Source organism: Scytonema sp. PCC 10023 (genome assembly GCF_963920835.1).
In the GTDB taxonomy this organism is placed as follows: Bacteria; Cyanobacteriota; Cyanobacteriia; order Cyanobacteriales; family Nostocaceae; genus Kalymmatonema.
Map to the genome: position 1 here is coordinate 80,665 of NZ_CAWUDP010000031.1, position 17,282 is coordinate 97,946.

A 17,282-nucleotide genomic window follows, 5' to 3' on the forward strand; every position below is an offset into this window, starting at 1 on the left:
AGATTCAGAGCTACGGAAAATATGTCTTTAAATATTGAGCTTTTAGAAGAAAGTTTTCAGCGAGTTAAACTTCATGCCGATGAGTTTGCTGCTAGCTTCTACGAAAATTTATTCACTGCTTATCCAGAAGTGAAACCGTTGTTTGCCAAAATTGACATGGCAACACAACAAAAGAAGCTGTTGAATGCTCTTGTTTTAGTGGTTGAAAATCTTCGTAACCCAGAGGTTTTAGGACAAGTTCTCAATACTTTGGGAGCCAGACACATTGGATATGGAGCTATTCCTAAATACTATCCTGCGGTGGGAGAAGCATTACTCACGACGTTTGCACAGTACCTCCAAGAGGATTGGACTTTTGAAGTCAAGCAAGCTTGGGTCGATGCGTTTAGTGCGATCGCAGATCAAATGTTAAAAGGTGCAAATGAAATTCATGCAGCTGTTGAATTAGAGGATTCAGCGATTATTGCATCATCTGAAACACCAACCGCATCTAACGTTGCAGAAAAAGAGGCGGACGAATTACCGGCAGATTTGCTAGAAAAGAGTTTTGCCACTATTAAGCCACGTGCTGAAGAATTCGTCGCCAGTTTCTACGAGAACTTGTTTATCGCCCACCCAGAGGTGAAACCGTTGTTTGCCAACATTGACATGGTAACACAACAGAAAAAGCTGTTAAATGCTCTAATCTTAGTTGTAGAGAATCTCCGTAACCCAGAATCTCTAGGGCAAGTTCTCAGTGCATTGGGAGCCAGACACGTTGGCTATGGGGCACTTGCTAAATACTATCCTGCGGTCGGAAAAGCCTTACTCACAACGTTTGAACAGTATCTTCAAGCAGATTGGACGCCTGAAGTCAAGCAAGCCTGGGTGAAAGCCTTTGGAGCGATCACTGCTAAGATGTTACAAGGCGCTCAGGCAGAATCTTCAATAGCTGCTCATGATGAGAAAGCTGCAATATCAAAACAGCCCATAGCATTCAAGACACAGCTTCAACACAAGTTTCAGACATTTCAACCTCAATCGCTTATTCAACAGTGGAGTGCAATTCTCAAGCAAATACCAGAAAAAATTGTTAATGCTTTCTGGACACTGCCAGCATGGCAAGTTGTGATTATTTCACTCATTGTATTAGAGGGCATTTTTGTAATAGTCGATGACAATTCCTTTTTTTCAGAGATTGTAAACAGTGTTGATACTGTTAGTCTCGTGATTGCTTTAGTTTTGTTTATAAAGGAAGCACCCGATCGCCGAAAACAATTTCACTACCAAGCGTGGAGCACGATTGATGCTGCACACGGTGTCAGAGTCAGCTATGCCAGAATTTTGGCACTTCAAGATTTAAATGAAGATGGTATTCCGCTGATAGGATTGGATGCTCCAAATACAGAATTGATGAATATTCATCTGCCAAAAGCGGATCTGAGCGAAGCCAATTTGAACGAAACGGATCTTAGCAATGCCAATTTGAACCATGCCAACTTCAACAATGCCAAACTCAAGCGAGCAAAATTATCAGGTGCCAACTTAAGCCATACCAACCTGAGTTTTGCTCAATTGAGCCATGTGAACTTTAGTAGCGCCAACCTCAGTCATGCCAACTTAATTTGTGCAGATTTGAGCCATGCCAATCTGAGTGGTGTCAATTTGAAATATACCAGTTTGAGTGGTGCAAAATTAGAGGGTGCCTATCTGACAGGTGCAAATTTGAAATATGCCAAAGTTAGTGTTAATGAACTGACTGGTGCTTTTCTTGAAGGTGCAATTATGCCAGATGGTTCCAGATATCAATCTCTGAAGAATTCAACTGAGATGACGAGCGATGGTTAAGTGATACTAAACTAATCACTCATAACGAATGATAAAAGTGTACATTCCCAAACAAGGCGCGGCTGAGCATAGCAAAGCAGAGATTTACGAGCTTGTTCTAACTGTTTAATTATGCTTGGTTGACGCTTTTGCTGCCAGTAAAACTGTTGCAAATAATCAACTAACCACAATTGAGCTTCTGTGTCTAAATCCTTATCAATTTGTTTGGCTAATTCGAGAGCATCACGGTAGGATGAAGGCACTTTGGTTACGGTTTTGAGGAGTTCAGGGGGAATGGCTTGCAGTTGTTGGTAAGATGCGATCGCATCTCCCGGACTCCCAGCCGCAACACTCAAAACTGCCGAATGCTGCAAAATTTCCTCATGTCCTGTTTGTTTCAGAACTTGAGCCATTGCTGCTGCATCCAAACGATAAAAAGGAATTCGTTGACAGCGTGACACCAACGTTGGCAAAACAGACTCAACCGAAGGCGCAATTAAAATCAGCGTCGCCTGTCCGGGTTCTTCCAAAGTCTTGAGCAAGGCATTTGCTGCTGCTTCCGCCATTGTTTCTGCTTGCTCTAACACTATCATGTGTCTTGGTGCTTGCAACGGCGGACGGCTGAGAAACTCGGTAATTTCCCGAATTTGTTCTAAGCGAATTGTCGGCGGTGCTTTGCGCTTGACTCCTTTTTCTGCGGCTTCGGTTGCTGTTAGTCGTTGTCCTTGATACAGGTAAGTTGGCTGTACCCACAACAAATCTGGGTGATTACCTTGTCGCACACGGTTTTGATGTGAGCCAAATACCAATTCCACAAAGCATCGTGCTGCTAAACTCCGTCCTATACCCTCTGGACCCGCAAACAGATATGCGGTCGCTACACGATTTTTTAGTACAGCTTGTTTCAGTAATTCTACTGCTGCGTGTTGCCCGACAAGTGGTGCAAATGCGTTATTAGTCATTAGTCATTAGTCATTAGTTGACCACTACTACCCCTCAGCCCCAACCTTCCAGCCTAGAGGTTAAAATTGCCTGAATCTGTTGTTGTACAGCTTCTTTACTTAAGCTAGCATCAACACGGACAATTCGCTGTGGGTAAGATGCATACAGTTGAGCATATCCTTGCTGGACGCGACGATGAAAGTCTATGGTCTCTTGTTCAATGCGGTCAAATGTATCCTCGTCTCCTCGTTTGCGAGCAAGTCCGACCTCTACATCAACATCAAACCACAAAGTCAGGTCGCTTTGTAACCCGGATGTGGTGATTGGCTCCGCCACTGCGCCGAGCGCGATCGCATTTAACTGATCAATTAAACTGATATCTAAACCGCGTCCCCAGCCTTGGTAGGCAATGGTAGAATCGGTGTAGCGATCGCACAAAACAATCGCCCCGTTTTGGATAGCTGGCTTGATAACTTGCTCAACGTGTTGCGATCGGTCAGCAGCATACAAGAGTAACTCTGTCCTATCTGCAATTGAGTTAGACTTACCTGACAACAACAGTTTTCGTAGATGCAACCCTAACTCTGTTCCTCCTGGTTGACGAGTCACAACGACAGAAGTCTTAAAACTTTGTAACCATTCTTGCGTTAGCTGTATTTGGCTACTTTTGCCAGAACCTTCCACCCCTTCAAATACAATCAATCTGCCATTCATGTTTTTTGAATTTTGCTGCTACCGATTTTGAGAATGTCTCTTTGAATATCACCCGATTGGGTGATCCTACAGGATGAAGCGTAACTATTGAAAGCCATTGTATTCTTTATAGCAACCAGCAATAAGCAGTAGTAATAGCAATAGGCGAATTTGGCTATGAGCAAGCAACAGGAAGCAGATATCAAACTAGCATATCAAACAGCGGCAGAAATGACATACATGGTAGCCGTTGGCTTGAGTAAAGTTATGGAAAAGCAAAAGAAAGAGAAACTCATTGCCAAGCGACAAAAGCGAATGAAATCACAGCAGAGTGTCAAGTCATGTGCATTAACCTAACGCCGTAATTCCTGCAACAGGGTGGGGATGTTTCGATAGCAGCGTCAATGAACAAAACTGACTGGTAGAGAGTCACTAGCAAGTAGCACAAAGGGGATTTTTTACCATGTCTGATGATGAGTCCTTGTCAGTAAATGACTTTGGTGCTTCCTTCAAGAAGTTTCTTGACCAAGTCACAACTTCAGCTCCAGTTGAGGAATCTTTCTTCAAGAGTCAGTTACGCGCACATTTCTCCCAAGACCCGCAAACCCTCCCGATTATTTCTCAACAATTTGAAAAAGCAGACCATCCCAATTTACAACTTGCGATGGATGACTATTTGGCACAAGTAGGACGTTCTGCTGAATTATTGGGTGTGATTACGCCTTACGAACAAATGGGGGTCAATTTATCCCAATTGGCAACCATAAAGGGGGGATGATGGGAACGGTACAACCGACTCCCGGTTCCGTACAGTATATCAACATTCCTCTGGACAATGACTAACTCCTAGCTTGCGTGCAATCAGGTCTTTACCTGATTTGTGATGGTGATTTCCGCTTGGCTGTGATGCTACGTGGTGCTAGTGAATACACCTGGCGTTCGGGAATTACCATTGAGGTTATGGCAAGCGAACGTACCCAAGCAGAAGTTTTTCTCGCACAGTTACGAAACTCAATCCGCAAGCGCAATGTTTATCGGGGACGAGTCGTTTCTTTGGTAGAAAGTGAAGATAGAAGGGGCATGAATGTGCAGTTTCACCGTCTACCGTCGTTGAATCGTGACGACATTATCTTACCTGATGGATTACTGCAAAGAATTGAGCGACAATCTGTAGGTTTTTCTCGGGTAGCTGATAAACTACGAACAGCAAGACGGCACCTAAAACGAGGGATGCTTTTATACGGACCACCAGGAACTGGGAAAACTCTGACAGCAATGTATCTTGCAAGTCAAATGCCAGACCGGACAATCATTTTATTGACAGGTCGAGGGATGGGTTTGATTGAAAAGTCTTGTGAAATGGCACGTTTGCTGCAACCTGCAACCCTGATTGTGGAAGATGTTGATTTGATTGCTGAGGAAAGAACAAGTCAGAATAAAAGTTGCAATGCGGTGCTGTTCGAGCAGCTCAATCAGATGGATGGGTTAAATGAAGATGCAGACATCTTATTTATCCTAACCACAAACCGACCAGAAACCCTAGAACCTGCTTTAGCAGCACGACCGGGACGAGTAGATACTGCGATTGAGATACCGTTACCAGATGCGACTTGTCGGCAACGATTATTTGAACTTTATAGCAAGGGTTTGAAGCTTTCCTTGGAAAATTTGGACCCTTTTATTGCACGTACAGAAGGGGTAAGTGCAGCCTTTATCCGTGAGTTAATGCGGAAAGCCGCACTGTTTGCCGCAGATGAAGGAAATGAGATGTTAATTTGCGATCGCCATCTAGATGAAGCACTATACGAACTCGTGGAGTTGGGAGGCGAACTGACTCACAGCATTCTAGGTGCAGGAAAAGCTTTTTCTTGAGGACTTACATATGCAAGCTGTTTGTGGACACTGAGTGTATGGGTGTAGTGATTTCTCTCTACACCCTTATTGCTCTATAGTTCAGTTACGACGATGGACTAGTTGCGGGTTTAGTAGTACTAGATGCTGGTTTTCGCTGTTGTTGGTAATAGCCTGCAACTTTTTTCACATAATCACCAGTGAAACCACTGTTGCAGCCTGTATAGTTACCAGTCATCCACCAACAAGCAACGCCACGCACAGCCGCCGTTTCATTACTACCAGTAGCAGTCAACTGATTATTTAACTCGCGGCGTGCAATGCACGAGACAACTTGGCGTGCTAAGCCAGAATTATTTTCAAACTCTGTAGGTGTCACTTCCTTCTTGAGACAAGTTTTGGACCAGCCTTTGAGGGTTTCTGGTTTGACTTGCCATTCACTATAATATCCATCATTTGCAGTACCAGTTTTCGGTGCAGCCAGCCGCAGTGCTTCTACCATCCTGTTGACTTGGGCTTCAGACGCGGACGACTGTTGTGCTTGAGCGAAAGTAGATGCTGGAAAAATCACCGAAAACAATCCAAGGCTCAGAATGGCTCCACCTAGTAATAATCGCATTGCTTTTCTCCTCACGACATTGAACTTCTTTTTTATACCAATTTTAAAAATCTTTGCAACACATAAACCTGCTGTAAGGTTAAACACAACAGGGTAGGGGCTGTTCAATGCCGTGTTCCTACTGGTCTGTTTGATGAATTCTCATGGGTTACAAGAACCCCGACTTCTTAAAGAAGTCGGGGTTCTGACCCGTACGATATATCAAAATTAATGGGACAGACCACTACTGGTAAGAACGCATTTGTTTTGAAGGCTTTGTAGTGAGCGCTTAAGCGCTCAAAGAGTCTAGGACTAAAACCCTTACTACAAAGTTATACAAGTATCATAAGTAATGCGATGAACTACTACCGTGTAGTGTAGGTAATTGAGAACCGCTATAAGATTTTTAAGAAATGATTTATAAAGTAAACCTTAAATTGTAGGGTGCGTTAACGAGAGTACGGCACCCCAAGTGGTGGTGCGTTACGGCTAATTCTTACTATCTCAAACGCTCAAATCCTTACATAGCCGTAACACACCCTACTTAATATTTACTTTATAAATCAATACGGTTTAGATAAGACCAGAACCCTTATTAGGAACACGATGTAGAGACGCGCCATGGCGCGTCTCTACACACGTGATTTTTTACACATCAACCTTAACTGAACCGTATTGCTTTATAAATGACCTCTAAGTCCTATTTTTTAAACTTTGTTTCAACTTAGGATGAGTTGCAGAAAAATTTCGATAACGTGAAGATATAGCAGTCGTATTTGATTTGTGAAAAATGTAGATGCAACGGTTAATGACTTCTAGTTAAATGCAAACCTCATGGCAAGATCGGCACCTTTCTTGCAGTTAACTCTAGTTGACCAGTTCAAGTCTAGCGCGCAGGCTACGTTTACGGTAAGTAAGTAAAAGCCTTGGTTGGAGGTGATACTAATGACGGGAATGTTTTGGTTTTTGGGATTCTGCTTTTTTTGGCTTATTGGTTTAACTCTTTTGGTAGAAATTTGGTTGGATGAGCAAGAGCAGCAGTTTTGACGGCAAATTCTGACAGCTTATATCATGTCCGTCTAATTGCCCATAATTAAGAGTGAACCCCACCCCGCGTTTATCTGCGCTTAGCCTCCCCTCCCCGCTAGCGGGGAGGGGATAAAGGGGTGGGGTTCTGAGAAATTGTGGTTAATTGAGCGGACATGATATTACTCAATCACAAGTTAATAAATCAGGTCAACTTCCAGATTTTGAAGTTCTTCATTTAAGTTAACAAGCGCCAAATCTGCGATAAAAAATAGAAAACCCGCCAGAATCTTCAAAAATTCGGACGGGTTTCTATATTACGACGAGTTTCAAGCTGCCTATAACACAGTATTTAACTCAACTTAGATATCATAGATTAAACACTCAGGCGCATTTGGATTTTCATCACAGTAATGCTCTAAGGATGTTTTAAACTTTTCTGTTGCCTGTCTATGGGATTTCTCTGCTTGCAATTCTTCGACGATATCCCAGGCTACAGCACAGCCAGCAGAGGCATTTCCTTGAATGTCACAAGTGGAACGAGCTTGCTCAATAGCTTCTAGAATGGCTCGCTCTAGAGGAGTTTGATTTGCTACTTCCCGACTAGCGTTTACGATTTTAGGCATCAAGTTTTTACTTATCCGCTCTTTCGTTGAAGGTTTACAGTTCCAGTTCAGAGTTTCTATCCCTGCAACTGACATCTCCAATATATGCTCGATTTTAGGATGATGCAGTGTGCAGAACCGTAATGCTCATAGGTTACTTTCCCTCTCACGATTAAATCGGCTCTAAAGAGTGTTACCTCGTTCCCAGTCTCTGACTGGGAATGATTATTGGGAAGCTCTCTCTGCCTCCGTTACTTGCTCAACAGCCGCTTGAACCGCATTTCCAGGTGAAAGCTGGAAAACTGAAAGCTTCGAGGGTAGCCGCAGAAATTGAAGGGTATTCACCAGTAGCAGCCGCGCACTTAGAACAGCACAAGTACCTACCAGGCATTAAACTTCTTGGAAAAATCGATTTTTTGTGAGGTTCACATAGGAACTTTGAGAACGTACTAAGCTGCATCAAATTTAGATGCTTTGGCACTGCTCTCTAATCTTAATATTGGCAGTCACAGACATACCGGATGCCAATGGCATCTTTCGTCCATTCATCAATACTGACTGTTGTTCCAATCGAACCTGAGCAGGGAATCTGTAAAAATTATAAATTTGATCCGGTGGCAAAACATCTGACCCGATCCAAATCAGATTACCTTTAATTTCACCAAATTCGCTATAGGGCAAGATATCAATTCGCAAATCTACCGTCATTCCTTCCTTCACAAAACCTATATCCTTTTTGGTAAGCAGCACTTTGGCTATCAGTAGATAATCAGAAATTATCTTAAGAATTGGTTTGCTGGAAGTGACCATAAAACCTGAAGTATGTGCGTTAACTTCAGAGATACTACCGGAAACAGGGGCTTTAATTTCCTGATACTTTTTAGCTGTTGTAAGCTCAAGGCTCAATAGGCGTTCCCCACTATTTACGCGCTGTCCATTTTTAACATAGATTTCTTTGACCACTGCACCTACAGGTGCGTGCACTTCTTTTACAGTACCAGATGGTTCTAGTTTACCAGTAGCAAAAACTGCTTTCTTGCAACCGTAGGGCACACGGTTAACAAGATGTGCTGCTGAGGGCAAGTTCACCAGAACCACTATGATCCAAGTAAGTATCTGCGCGGATAGGTGTCTGCAGAGTGTCAAGTAGCGATGACACGAGCAATTAACCAACTCCTCATTTTGACTTTTCATCAACATTCAGATTTTGCTGTTCGGATTAAGTCGGCTTGAAAGAGAATAAAGTTTAAAGTCTGTTAATCAAACATTTAATGCTCGCTTGGATAATTTCAGTTCAAAGCGATCGCCCGGTAATGGTTCTATCACGCGTGTCGCTAAATTATTCTTTTCTAGTAATGAACGAAATTCTTCAATGGTTCCCTTAGTCTGAAGTAAAGAGTTGAGTAATCCCTCAAAAATCACATCACCTCCAGCTGCTGTAGATAGCATGACTTGGGGTTGCAACCACTGAGCAACTTCTAAAGCGTATTTATTCCCTCTAATAATTGAACCAACTAAGGGTAAAGCTGCATCAATTAACGGAGTAATCACGACATCCACGCTTGCAATTTCCTTGAGCGTGGGTGAATGATTCCCATGAGGCTCGTAATAGAGAGTAAAGCCAGTCTCCAATTCTTTGAGGAGATATCCATTTTCCACCAAATTTAGACCAACCAGTGAGCCAGGAGTTGCTTTAATTTCAAGGCTTTGATTCAGGGTAAAAGTTTCCCCATGAGCAAGTGTTGTGACTTGAGTGTAATTTAACTGCTGTACTACCTTGGCAGCATTGGGAGAAGCGACAACTGGAATATTGCGGTCAAGTTGCTTCAGCGTTGGTGGATGAGCATGGTCTTCCAAACCCTGAGATAGCAAAATCAGGTCAATGTTCTCTGGTATTGGACGTTCTTGGGGTCGGGAACCTTTGAAGAACCAATCTAAATTACCAAAGGTTAACGAACCAACTAGCCAAGGATCAACGAGTATTCGTTTCCCTCCGATTTCCACCAGCCAAGAATTGCTGTCTAACCAAGTTAAATACATAAATTTTTGTAAAGATAATACCTAAATTTATTATGACCTAACCAATGCAACCAATATCCTGAAGCATTCCTAAATGCTTGTGTAAGGGTGCGAGCGTATTTGCAGTCATCATCCCACTGGTGGCGACTGCTGGTAAACCAATACCAGGAAAGGTCGAGTCTCCACAGCATAGCAGTCCTGGAAGAGGTGTGTTAGAACCAGGGAAGAAACCAATTCCAGCCTGAATTGCTGGACCATATGAACCTCTATGACGGCGCAGATAGCGCTCATGTGTCAGGGGTGTACCAACTAGTGTGACATCGCAACGCGAGCGAATATCCGGAATGATTCGCTCTAAAGCTTGCCACATCACTTCTGCACGTAATTGTTTTTGTCGTGCATATTCCTCACTTTTTCGGTCCATTCCCTGCCATAAGTCGTAAGGTTCGTTACCTGGAGTATAAACGTGAATAACGTGCTTTCCAGCTGGTGCTAATGAGGGGTCTAAAACTGAAGGAATCGATACCAGTATGACGTTCTGAGGAGCTGTAACACCGACTTCCCAATTATTAACGACTATATAATGACACGCAAGGTCTGAGCGTAATCCTTGTGCATCTATACCTAAATGGAGATGCATGAAGCTATCACACTCAGGTGTGCTGGCTCGCTGTTGGCGAAACTGGTTTGGCACTGACCCTTCTGGAAGCAGCTTGAGCGTATCCCATACCGATGCATTAGAAATGACTGCCCGACGCGCTCTTATCTCTTTACCACCACGCAAACGCACACCTACCGCTTTATGTGGAGACGCGCCATGGCGCGTCTCTACAAGAATTTGCTCAACATGAGCGTTCAGCATCAATCGACCCCCGTGTCGTTCCAGTCCCCGTACCAATGCGTCAACTAAGGCACCACTCCCACCAACCGGATAGTCTAGCACCACACCTGGTCGGTACCAATCTGCAAACATAAATGCAACCTCTGCTGTACTGGTTCCATCTGCTGGTAGTCCACAGAGGAGAAAACAAAGCAAGTCAAGCCAGTTGCGCGTAAAAGAGTCTTTGATAACGCCGTCCATAATCCGGCTAAATGGTCCTGTAAGCTTGCCGATGTCTGCAATATGTGGAAATAAAGATGGGGCAAATCTACTTACAGTCATAATTGCACCTAGATCAAGACGCAAAGCTGCTGGCGGTATTGCCGTTGCAGCACGCGCCAGTGGTTCCATCACACGCTGTAACTCGCGCCATTCAAGGATAGCCTCATTGCCACAAAACTGCTTCAGCACCTCACAAAACTGGTCAGCACCAACGGAGGTGTCAAAATCTCCTTCTGGTAAACAGCAACCCCATGTATCATAGGTGACGCAAGGTAACTCCTCGCCAATTGCATCTAGCACTTGCCTGAGAGGATTAGCAGAAGGACTGTAGGATAACCCAGAGTAAAGCGATGGACCTGAGTCGAATTTGAATCCATCACGCTCAAAAGCATGCGCTGCACCACCGGGGATTGAGTGGCTTTCGCAAACTGTGACATCAAAACCATACCGCGCCAAAAGAGCTGCACAGCTCAAACCACCAATACCACTACCAATCACAATGACATCTGTTTGTTTATCACCTAAGATAGATGCTGTTTTAGAAGAAGTTTGGTGTGTCACTGATCGTATCCTGTGCTAGTCTTTGTGCTTCAAACGTATTGTAATGCAACCTAACAAGCCCAAACTCAACAACCAGCAACACCAAACAGCCTGTACAACCAACCAAAGGTGGGACTTCACGTCAACAACGTACCTCTCGACCAGTTTTTGTTTGGTCAAAGACACCATCTCGGTTAAGTACTGTATCTGGGCGTAGAACTGGAATGGGTAGCCGGGATAATTGTCCTGCGGTTGAGACTGCACTCACTCCTTTAGTACCGTTGCGAGAGGAACAGAGAGTTAGCAAACAGACAGACAAATCAATTTCGGGGATTGTGGGGGGACTATTTATATTGACCATTGGCAAGCTGTCTCTGGTAAAGAGGGCATTGATTGGAATACCGATCCGCCACCCGATCTGGTGCTGGAAATTGATGTGAGCAGTTACTCGGATGTCAATGAGGCGATCGCAAATAACCTCGCCTTATAGGCGTGGGGAGAATAGACTTCTTGCAAAAGTCGAAAAGTTGTGAATGTCATTAGTCGCGAAACGCAGTGTAGCGAGGAATCTCGACAGATGTTTCGCTATGCCTCCGGCACGCTGCGCGAACGCTCAACATGACATTTCAAGCATTTTTGCAAGAGGTCTAATGTCAAGCCAGACTGACAGTACAAGTGCATAACTTACTGTACTCAAAGCTATTAAGAACATAAATATAGAGATTTATCAATGCGTAAGTCCTCATACTATGATCACGATAGCCGTAAGCAGAAACTGTACGTACCCTGTGAAGTCCATGAAATGGATGCTAACAATCGCTCTGATTTTGAGCAGCGTCACCTATTATCCAGCAAAGGTAACAGCGCAAACTCAACAACCAGCAACGACCAAGCAGCCTGTACAACCAACCAAAGGTAAGACTTCACCTCAACAACGCTCCTCTCGACCAGTTTTTGTTTGGTCAAAGACACCATCTCGGTTAAGTACTATATCTGGGCGTAGGGCTGGAATGGCTAGCCGGGATAATTGTCCTGCGGTTCCAACTGCACTCACTGCTTTAGTACCGTTGCGAGAGGAACAAAAGGTTAGTAAACAAACAGACAAACCAATTTCGGGGATTGTGGGGGGACTAACCACCTCTGAACGACCAACGTTTTGGTTTTACGTTCCCTACACTCAGGATTTAACAGTTAGTGCTGAGTTTATCTTACAGGATAGTGCAGGAAACGATATTTCTAGAAATGCGATCGCACTACCTCCACAGCCTAGTGTCATAGGTGTTTCTCTCCCCTCCAATGCATCCTTGCAAATCGGGAAAACATATCGCTGGTACTTAAAAGTCCGTTGCAATCAGCAACAAATAGCGAGTGTTCCTATTTATGTAGAAGGAGACATTCAAAGAGTCAATTTGGATTCTCGTGTGATGCAGCAGTCGCAAGCAGCAGTTGATCCGCGACAAAAGGTTGCAATCTATGCGGCTAATGGTATTTGGTTTGATTCTCTGACTATGCTGGCACAAATGCGCCACAAGAATCCTAATGATGCATCTCTTGCTTGGGATTGGCAAAGTTTATTGCAATCGGTCAATTTGGATAATGTTGCTACGGCTCCTCTGGTGAAATAACAGACCATTTATAAAGTAAACATAAAATTCTTGTAGGGTGTGTTAGGCGCAGCTTTTAGATATGATTTGTAACGAAAAACATGACATGAGCGCCTAACGCACCATGTTAATGGTGGTGCGTTACTAACGCACCCTACTTAAGATTTACTTTATAAATCAACTCTAACAGTGAACAGTTATCAGTTAAAACTTGGTTCAAATGATAACTGTTTCTCTACAACCAGTTGCCAACTAACACGTAAGGTGCCCAGTAAAGAGGACGAGTGTATTGCGAACCAGACAGCAGCTTTAATTGAGCTGAGCGTAAAGCTTCTGCTATGGTTTTGCCAGTTGTTAACTGACGGTAGAATTCACTAATAAACAAAGCAGTGGAATCATCACCAACTTGTAGGGTGTGTTAAGGCGCAGCTTTTAGATAATGATTTGTAACGAAAAACATCACATGAGCGCCTAACGCACCATATTAATAGTGGTGCGTTAGGCTAAAGCCGTAACGCACCCTACTTAAGATTTACTTTATAAATCAACTCTAACAGTAAACAGTTATCAGTTAAAACTTGGTTCAAATGATAACTGTTTCTCTACAACCAATTACCAACTAACACGTAAGGTGCCCAGTAAAGAGGACGAGTGTATTCAGTACCAGACAGCAACTTTAATTGAGCTTCGCGTAAAGCTTCTGCGATGGTTTTGCCAGTAGTTAACTGACGGTAGAATTCACTAATAAACAAAGCAGTGGAATCATCACCAATTTGCCATAGGGACGCTAAAGTACTCCGCGCCCCAGCTCGAATAGCAACTCCTGCTAATCCCAATGCAGCACGGTTATCTCCTGCTGCTGTTTCGCAAGCACTCAGAACAAATAATTCAACTGGCTCTGTTCGTTTTTGCTCTCTACTTTTGAGCAAGCCATCTAATTGACTCACATTGATACGTCCATCGGCTGCTAAGATGAAAGTGTCTTTGGCTTTAGAGCTAAATTGCCCGTGAGTTGCCAGGTGAACAACTCTAAAAGGTTGGGCGTTGATGCTTTTTCCTAAAGTTGTACTTTTGAAATTTTCATCCAATAATATCGTTGTCGATACGCCTGATTCCTGAATCAATTTCAGTTCAACCTTGACGTTGGGAAGTGGTGCAAACTTTTCGTTCTTCGGTGGTTGCGAGAGCCCTCCAGCAAGAGCGTTTAATCTTTCCTGCGCTAGAGGTTTGGGGGTAAATAGTTGCAATCCTGGGCTAATGGCTACAGCGTACTTCTGGACTAAATACAATGCGCCATCATACAATGCAGACACTGGGATGTTTCGTAGTGACCCATCTGGGATAAAGACTAGAGTATTCACTCGACTATTTTTGAGTTCAGCTTCAACTGGTTTAATTAACCAGTCATAAAGCTGCTGCGAAACCACTTGAAATTTCTTACTAGCTTCAGGTTCGACTATCGTCCCTCGCATTTGTGTAATGACTTGCTCTACCTCCTGACTGCTCACCACAGAAGTTTTACGTATCAACGGTTGGTTGGGAAGTTTGAGGATAACTTCTAACTGATTATCTAGAATAATCGGATAAAAAATGGCAGTATTAGGATTATCACGGTCTACCACTTTGTCCAATACCACAAATTGGTTACTCAAGCAAGCTTCTCGGAAAAAATTGTCTAGTTCTGCCAATTGCAAGGCTTCTATTCGCTTGCGAACTTTATCTAAATCAGGTTTTCCTTGTCCTTTCTGTTGTAAAAGCAGTTCTACTGACTGGCGATAAACAGGTTCTACGCTATCACGAAAATTAAACTGTACCTCTCGGTTTACCACAACTAAATCGGTGCGGAGAGACTCAAGAGTTGCGACTGCGGTGTCATAAGCAGCGATCGCTCCCTCAATATTTCCCTGTGCTTTGAGCAAGCGTCCCAACAGCCACTCCCAACGGTAAGCTATATCTGAAGCATGGATTTTTTGAGCGATAAACAATGCTTGCAGCACCAATTTCTGTGCTTCTTGCCATTGATTGTTTTGCTCGTAGATTTCTGCTAAACTGCCAAGTGCATAGGATTGAGCACGCTCGTCACCTATAGTTTTAGCTTGTTGAACGCTGCTGGCTAGAATTTCGGCGATGTTTCTTTTGTCACCAACTTTGTTTATGGTGCGAGCAAAGTTGATACGTGCGTAGATACCAGCTTGAGTGGTAGGCAGAGTTCCTAATTGAGATTGGATTGTGGAGATGAGTGGAGACGTTGCATCCGAAAGTTTTACATCTGCTGTATTCTTATTCTCGACAAGCAAGCTGAGTTGATTGATTTGAGCTTGAACTTTGGTGAGTGGGTTGGATGCAACTAAAGCCGCATTTTCGTAATGAGCGATCGCGTCTTTTATATTACCTAAGACTCTATTCGTATTACCAAGGGAAAATTCTGTTAAGCTAATTTCTAAAGGCAGTTGCAGACGTTGAGCAATTTCTAAGCTTTGTTGTAAATTTTCTTTTGATTGTTCTAACTCACCTAATTGTTGCTGGGCATTACCAAGGGAGCGCAAAGCGGTGACTTTTTCAAGTGAGTCAGGTTGGGTTTGTAACTGTTGGGAGACTGTATTCAAGATATCTAAGCTACGGCGGTAAAAACCAGAAACTCGTAGAGCTTGTGCAGAGTTGATACGGCTGCGCGTCACTCCAGCACTATATTGTTTACCTAAGCGCTTCCAAATTTCCTCTGCTTGCTGTGATGTTTTGAAAGATACATCTGGCTGTCCCTGTGACAGTTGCAGTCCACTTTGAATCTCTAGAGTTTGTGCTAGAACTTCTAGCAATTCTGACTTGGGATTGTTGACATTTAACTTTTGATTTGTATTGTCCCAGCCAAGTAGATTTAAGCTAGTATTAATAGCTTTTGACGCTTCTTTCCATGAGCCGAGTTGCTCAAACACTAGAGAGAGGTTCGTTAGTGCTGCGGCTTGTGCGAGGTTGTCACCTTGTTGTTGATAGATGCGGACAGCTTGTTGTAGAACAGTTACAGCTTCAGTAAAGCGTCCAGATTGATAAAGCGCTTCTCCTTGAGAGACAAGTTGCTGTGGTGTTGTGGTTGAAGGTTTGGTGGTTTGGGTGTGGAATCCGGCGGGTGAATTTGTCTGGGGTTGTTTGGCGAATGTACTGGGGATAATAGTTAGGGAAAAAGCAAGGGTAAATAAAACTACATTCGTTACCGCAAATCTAACGAGTCGCTTGGTCAGCGCAAATGGATGCATATTTCACACCTCACTGAGATGCAGGACAAGAAGCAGGAGTTTGCCAAGAACTGTGAGGGGTGACTTGGGGAGATTGCGCCACGAGTTCTATGTTTCCATTGCTATCCACTACCCAACCAGTAGCTTCCACAATTGGAGTCGCCGCAGCAACTTTAGTACTATTTGAGACTGCCGTTGGTTGTGGGGAAGTTGTTTTAGCTGAATTTGCTGGTTTTGGTCTTAATCTCACCCACGCAGACAAAGTACTTGTATCTTGTAATGGTTCAGTGGGACTGATGGGTAGTCCGCCACGTCCTGTTGACACAAAGGAACTCTGAAATTGCCGACTTCCAGGAGTGCAGGCGGTGGAAATTTGTTGGGAGACATCAACGAGATTAGTAGGGAGTTCGATTAAACCGCTAGTGGGGTCTATATCAGGTGTGTTGATTTGCACATTGCCGCTTAAATCTGGCGTTGCTCCTTTAGCAGTAATATCACTTTGTGGGGAAGGTTCTTTCCTGGACTGAATGCCAAAGATACCAGCAGCATTCTTGATGGTTACATTTCCGCCACGGGATTGAGCGGAATCTGCTCTGATGTCGCTATTTTCCTTGGGAACAGCAACGATAAAGCCATTTTTAGCATCGATAGTTATGTTACCGCCAGTGATATTGTCTCCACTAGCGTTAGTCGTGATACTACTGCCACGACGTAATAATAACAAAGGTGAATTGAGAATGATATCTCCCCCACCGCCAATAGTATTAGCGTTAATTTCGGCTGCGTTGTTCAACAGGATAGAGTTAGCATCTACAGTTATGTCACCAGCCTTCCCTTTTCCAGTACTATTTACGTATACTCCAACTCCATCTTGCACGAGCAACTGCTGGGTACTAATCTTCAAGTCTCCCGCATCTCCACTTGAGAGACTACTGCTAGTTAACCCAGTGGAAAAGCTATTGGAATTTCTACCAATGAGTTGTACAACTTTAGCGTTGACAGTCAAATCGCCACCTTTGCCAGTACCAGATGTGGCAGTAGAAATTGTTGCCCCATCTCGAACCAGTAATTCACGAGTGTTAATCGTCAAGTTACCCGCATCCCCAGTTGTCTCTGAGTCAGAAAACAAGCCACTGGAAGACCGTTCAACGGCAGATTTGCCAACGCCAATCAATTCCACAGTCTGGGCGTTGACCGTCAAATTCCCCCCCTTGCCAGCACCAGATGTGCCACTAGAAACCCCTGCCCCATCTCGAACCAGTAATT

The 17,282-nt window shown here is 43.7% G+C and carries 15 protein-coding genes and 2 pseudogenes; 6 read left to right on the plus strand and 11 right to left on the minus strand.

Annotation, left to right across the window (positions count from 1 at the left end):
- Positions 1-21 precede the first annotated feature (21 nt).
- The gene (locus ACM0OZ_RS19795) at positions 22-1,827 is read left to right on the plus strand and encodes a globin domain-containing protein (RefSeq protein ID WP_414584531.1); all 1,806 of its coding nucleotides are present in this window, start codon (positions 22-24) and stop codon (positions 1,825-1,827) included.
- A gap of 11 nt (positions 1,828-1,838) precedes the next feature.
- On the opposite strand, the gene ACM0OZ_RS19800 is transcribed toward ACM0OZ_RS19795, so the two are convergent.
- Both ACM0OZ_RS19800 and tmk read right to left on the minus strand, forming a co-directional pair.
- Positions 1,839-2,768 (minus strand): DNA polymerase III subunit delta', encoded by a 930-nt coding sequence (locus ACM0OZ_RS19800; RefSeq protein ID WP_414584532.1) that lies wholly within the window; start codon positions 2,766-2,768, stop codon positions 1,839-1,841.
- A gap of 34 nt (positions 2,769-2,802) precedes the next feature.
- On the minus strand, positions 2,803-3,462 hold the full coding sequence (gene tmk / locus ACM0OZ_RS19805; protein WP_414584533.1) for a dTMP kinase: 660 nt from the start codon (positions 3,460-3,462) through the stop codon (positions 2,803-2,805).
- Between the two features lie 156 nt (positions 3,463-3,618).
- Here tmk and ACM0OZ_RS19810 point away from each other — a divergent pair, with 156 nt between their 5' ends.
- The 3 genes from ACM0OZ_RS19810 to ACM0OZ_RS19820 all read left to right on the plus strand — a co-directional run bounded on the left by ACM0OZ_RS19810 (position 3,619) and on the right by ACM0OZ_RS19820 (position 5,313).
- On the plus strand, positions 3,619-3,798 hold the full coding sequence (locus ACM0OZ_RS19810; protein ID WP_414584534.1) for a hypothetical protein: 180 nt from the start codon (positions 3,619-3,621) through the stop codon (positions 3,796-3,798).
- Positions 3,799-3,904: 106 nt separating this feature from the next.
- The gene (locus ACM0OZ_RS19815; protein ID WP_414584535.1) at positions 3,905-4,219 is read left to right on the plus strand and encodes a hypothetical protein; all 315 of its coding nucleotides are present in this window, start codon (positions 3,905-3,907) and stop codon (positions 4,217-4,219) included.
- Between the two features lie 77 nt (positions 4,220-4,296).
- Entirely contained in the window at positions 4,297-5,313 is a 1,017-nt protein-coding gene (locus ACM0OZ_RS19820) for an AAA family ATPase (protein WP_414584536.1), read from the plus strand.
- An 85-nt stretch (positions 5,314-5,398) separates the two neighbouring features.
- Here ACM0OZ_RS19820 and ACM0OZ_RS19825 read toward each other — a convergent pair whose 3' ends face one another.
- Positions 5,399-5,911: a hypothetical protein gene (locus tag ACM0OZ_RS19825; RefSeq protein WP_414584537.1), complete on the minus strand. Its 513-nt coding sequence runs from the start codon at positions 5,909-5,911 to the stop codon at positions 5,399-5,401.
- A 1,367-nt stretch (positions 5,912-7,278) separates the two neighbouring features.
- Entirely contained in the window at positions 7,279-7,542 is a 264-nt protein-coding gene (locus ACM0OZ_RS19830) for a Calvin cycle protein CP12 (RefSeq protein ID WP_414584538.1), read from the minus strand.
- A gap of 200 nt (positions 7,543-7,742) precedes the next feature.
- Between ACM0OZ_RS19830 and ACM0OZ_RS19835 the strand changes: the two genes are divergently transcribed.
- Positions 7,743-7,943, plus strand: coding sequence for a hypothetical protein (locus ACM0OZ_RS19835; RefSeq protein ID WP_414584539.1), 201 nt, complete (start codon positions 7,743-7,745; stop codon positions 7,941-7,943).
- A gap of 43 nt (positions 7,944-7,986) precedes the next feature.
- Here ACM0OZ_RS19835 and ACM0OZ_RS19840 read toward each other — a convergent pair whose 3' ends face one another.
- The 4 genes from ACM0OZ_RS19840 to ACM0OZ_RS19855 form a co-directional block, all read right to left on the minus strand.
- Positions 7,987-8,604 carry an HlyD family efflux transporter periplasmic adaptor subunit gene (locus tag ACM0OZ_RS19840; RefSeq protein WP_414584540.1) on the minus strand — a complete coding sequence of 206 codons (618 nt, stop codon included), beginning with the start codon at positions 8,602-8,604 and terminating at the stop codon, positions 7,987-7,989.
- Between the two features lie 177 nt (positions 8,605-8,781).
- The gene (locus ACM0OZ_RS19845) at positions 8,782-9,561 is read right to left on the minus strand and encodes an MBL fold metallo-hydrolase (RefSeq protein ID WP_414584541.1); all 780 of its coding nucleotides are present in this window, start codon (positions 9,559-9,561) and stop codon (positions 8,782-8,784) included.
- Between the two features lie 37 nt (positions 9,562-9,598).
- Positions 9,599-11,203 (minus strand): phytoene desaturase family protein, encoded by a 1,605-nt coding sequence (locus tag ACM0OZ_RS19850; protein ID WP_414584542.1) that lies wholly within the window; start codon positions 11,201-11,203, stop codon positions 9,599-9,601.
- Between the two features lie 121 nt (positions 11,204-11,324).
- Positions 11,325-11,543 (minus strand): hypothetical protein, encoded by a 219-nt coding sequence (locus tag ACM0OZ_RS19855; protein WP_414584543.1) that lies wholly within the window; start codon positions 11,541-11,543, stop codon positions 11,325-11,327.
- Positions 11,544-11,979: 436 nt separating this feature from the next.
- On the opposite strand from ACM0OZ_RS19855, the gene ACM0OZ_RS19860 reads away from it, so the two are divergent.
- Positions 11,980-12,807 carry a DUF928 domain-containing protein gene (locus ACM0OZ_RS19860; protein ID WP_414584544.1) on the plus strand — a complete coding sequence of 276 codons (828 nt, stop codon included), beginning with the start codon at positions 11,980-11,982 and terminating at the stop codon, positions 12,805-12,807.
- A gap of 214 nt (positions 12,808-13,021) precedes the next feature.
- Here the strand turns inward: ACM0OZ_RS19860 and ACM0OZ_RS19865 are convergent.
- The 3 genes and pseudogenes from ACM0OZ_RS19865 to ACM0OZ_RS19875 form a co-directional block, all read right to left on the minus strand.
- Positions 13,022-13,183: pseudogene (locus ACM0OZ_RS19865) on the minus strand (CHAT domain-containing protein); the annotation flags it as partial.
- Positions 13,184-13,388: 205 nt separating this feature from the next.
- Complete coding sequence (locus ACM0OZ_RS19870; protein WP_414584545.1) at positions 13,389-16,037, minus strand: CHAT domain-containing protein; 2,649 nt, start codon at positions 16,035-16,037, stop codon at positions 13,389-13,391.
- Positions 16,038-16,047: 10 nt separating this feature from the next.
- A pseudogene (locus tag ACM0OZ_RS19875) lies at positions 16,048-17,282 on the minus strand (filamentous hemagglutinin); the annotation flags it as partial.

Coding starts and splice junctions, on each gene's coding strand:
- ACM0OZ_RS19795 (WP_414584531.1), top strand. CDS start 22: ATGTCTTTAAATATTGAGCTTTTAGAAGAAAGTTTTCAGCGAGTTAAA.
- ACM0OZ_RS19800 (WP_414584532.1), bottom strand. CDS start 2,768: ATGACTAATAACGCATTTGCACCACTTGTCGGGCAACACGCAGCAGTA.
- tmk (WP_414584533.1), bottom strand. CDS start 3,462: ATGAATGGCAGATTGATTGTATTTGAAGGGGTGGAAGGTTCTGGCAAA.
- ACM0OZ_RS19810 (WP_414584534.1), top strand. CDS start 3,619: ATGAGCAAGCAACAGGAAGCAGATATCAAACTAGCATATCAAACAGCG.
- ACM0OZ_RS19815 (WP_414584535.1), top strand. CDS start 3,905: ATGTCTGATGATGAGTCCTTGTCAGTAAATGACTTTGGTGCTTCCTTC.
- ACM0OZ_RS19825 (WP_414584537.1), bottom strand. CDS start 5,911: ATGCGATTATTACTAGGTGGAGCCATTCTGAGCCTTGGATTGTTTTCG.
- ACM0OZ_RS19830 (WP_414584538.1), bottom strand. CDS start 7,542: ATGCCTAAAATCGTAAACGCTAGTCGGGAAGTAGCAAATCAAACTCCT.
- ACM0OZ_RS19835 (WP_414584539.1), top strand. CDS start 7,743: ATGATTATTGGGAAGCTCTCTCTGCCTCCGTTACTTGCTCAACAGCCG.
- ACM0OZ_RS19845 (WP_414584541.1), bottom strand. CDS start 9,561: ATGTATTTAACTTGGTTAGACAGCAATTCTTGGCTGGTGGAAATCGGA.
- ACM0OZ_RS19855 (WP_414584543.1), bottom strand. CDS start 11,543: ATGGTCAATATAAATAGTCCCCCCACAATCCCCGAAATTGATTTGTCT.
- ACM0OZ_RS19860 (WP_414584544.1), top strand. CDS start 11,980: ATGAAATGGATGCTAACAATCGCTCTGATTTTGAGCAGCGTCACCTAT.
- ACM0OZ_RS19870 (WP_414584545.1), bottom strand. CDS start 16,037: ATGCATCCATTTGCGCTGACCAAGCGACTCGTTAGATTTGCGGTAACG.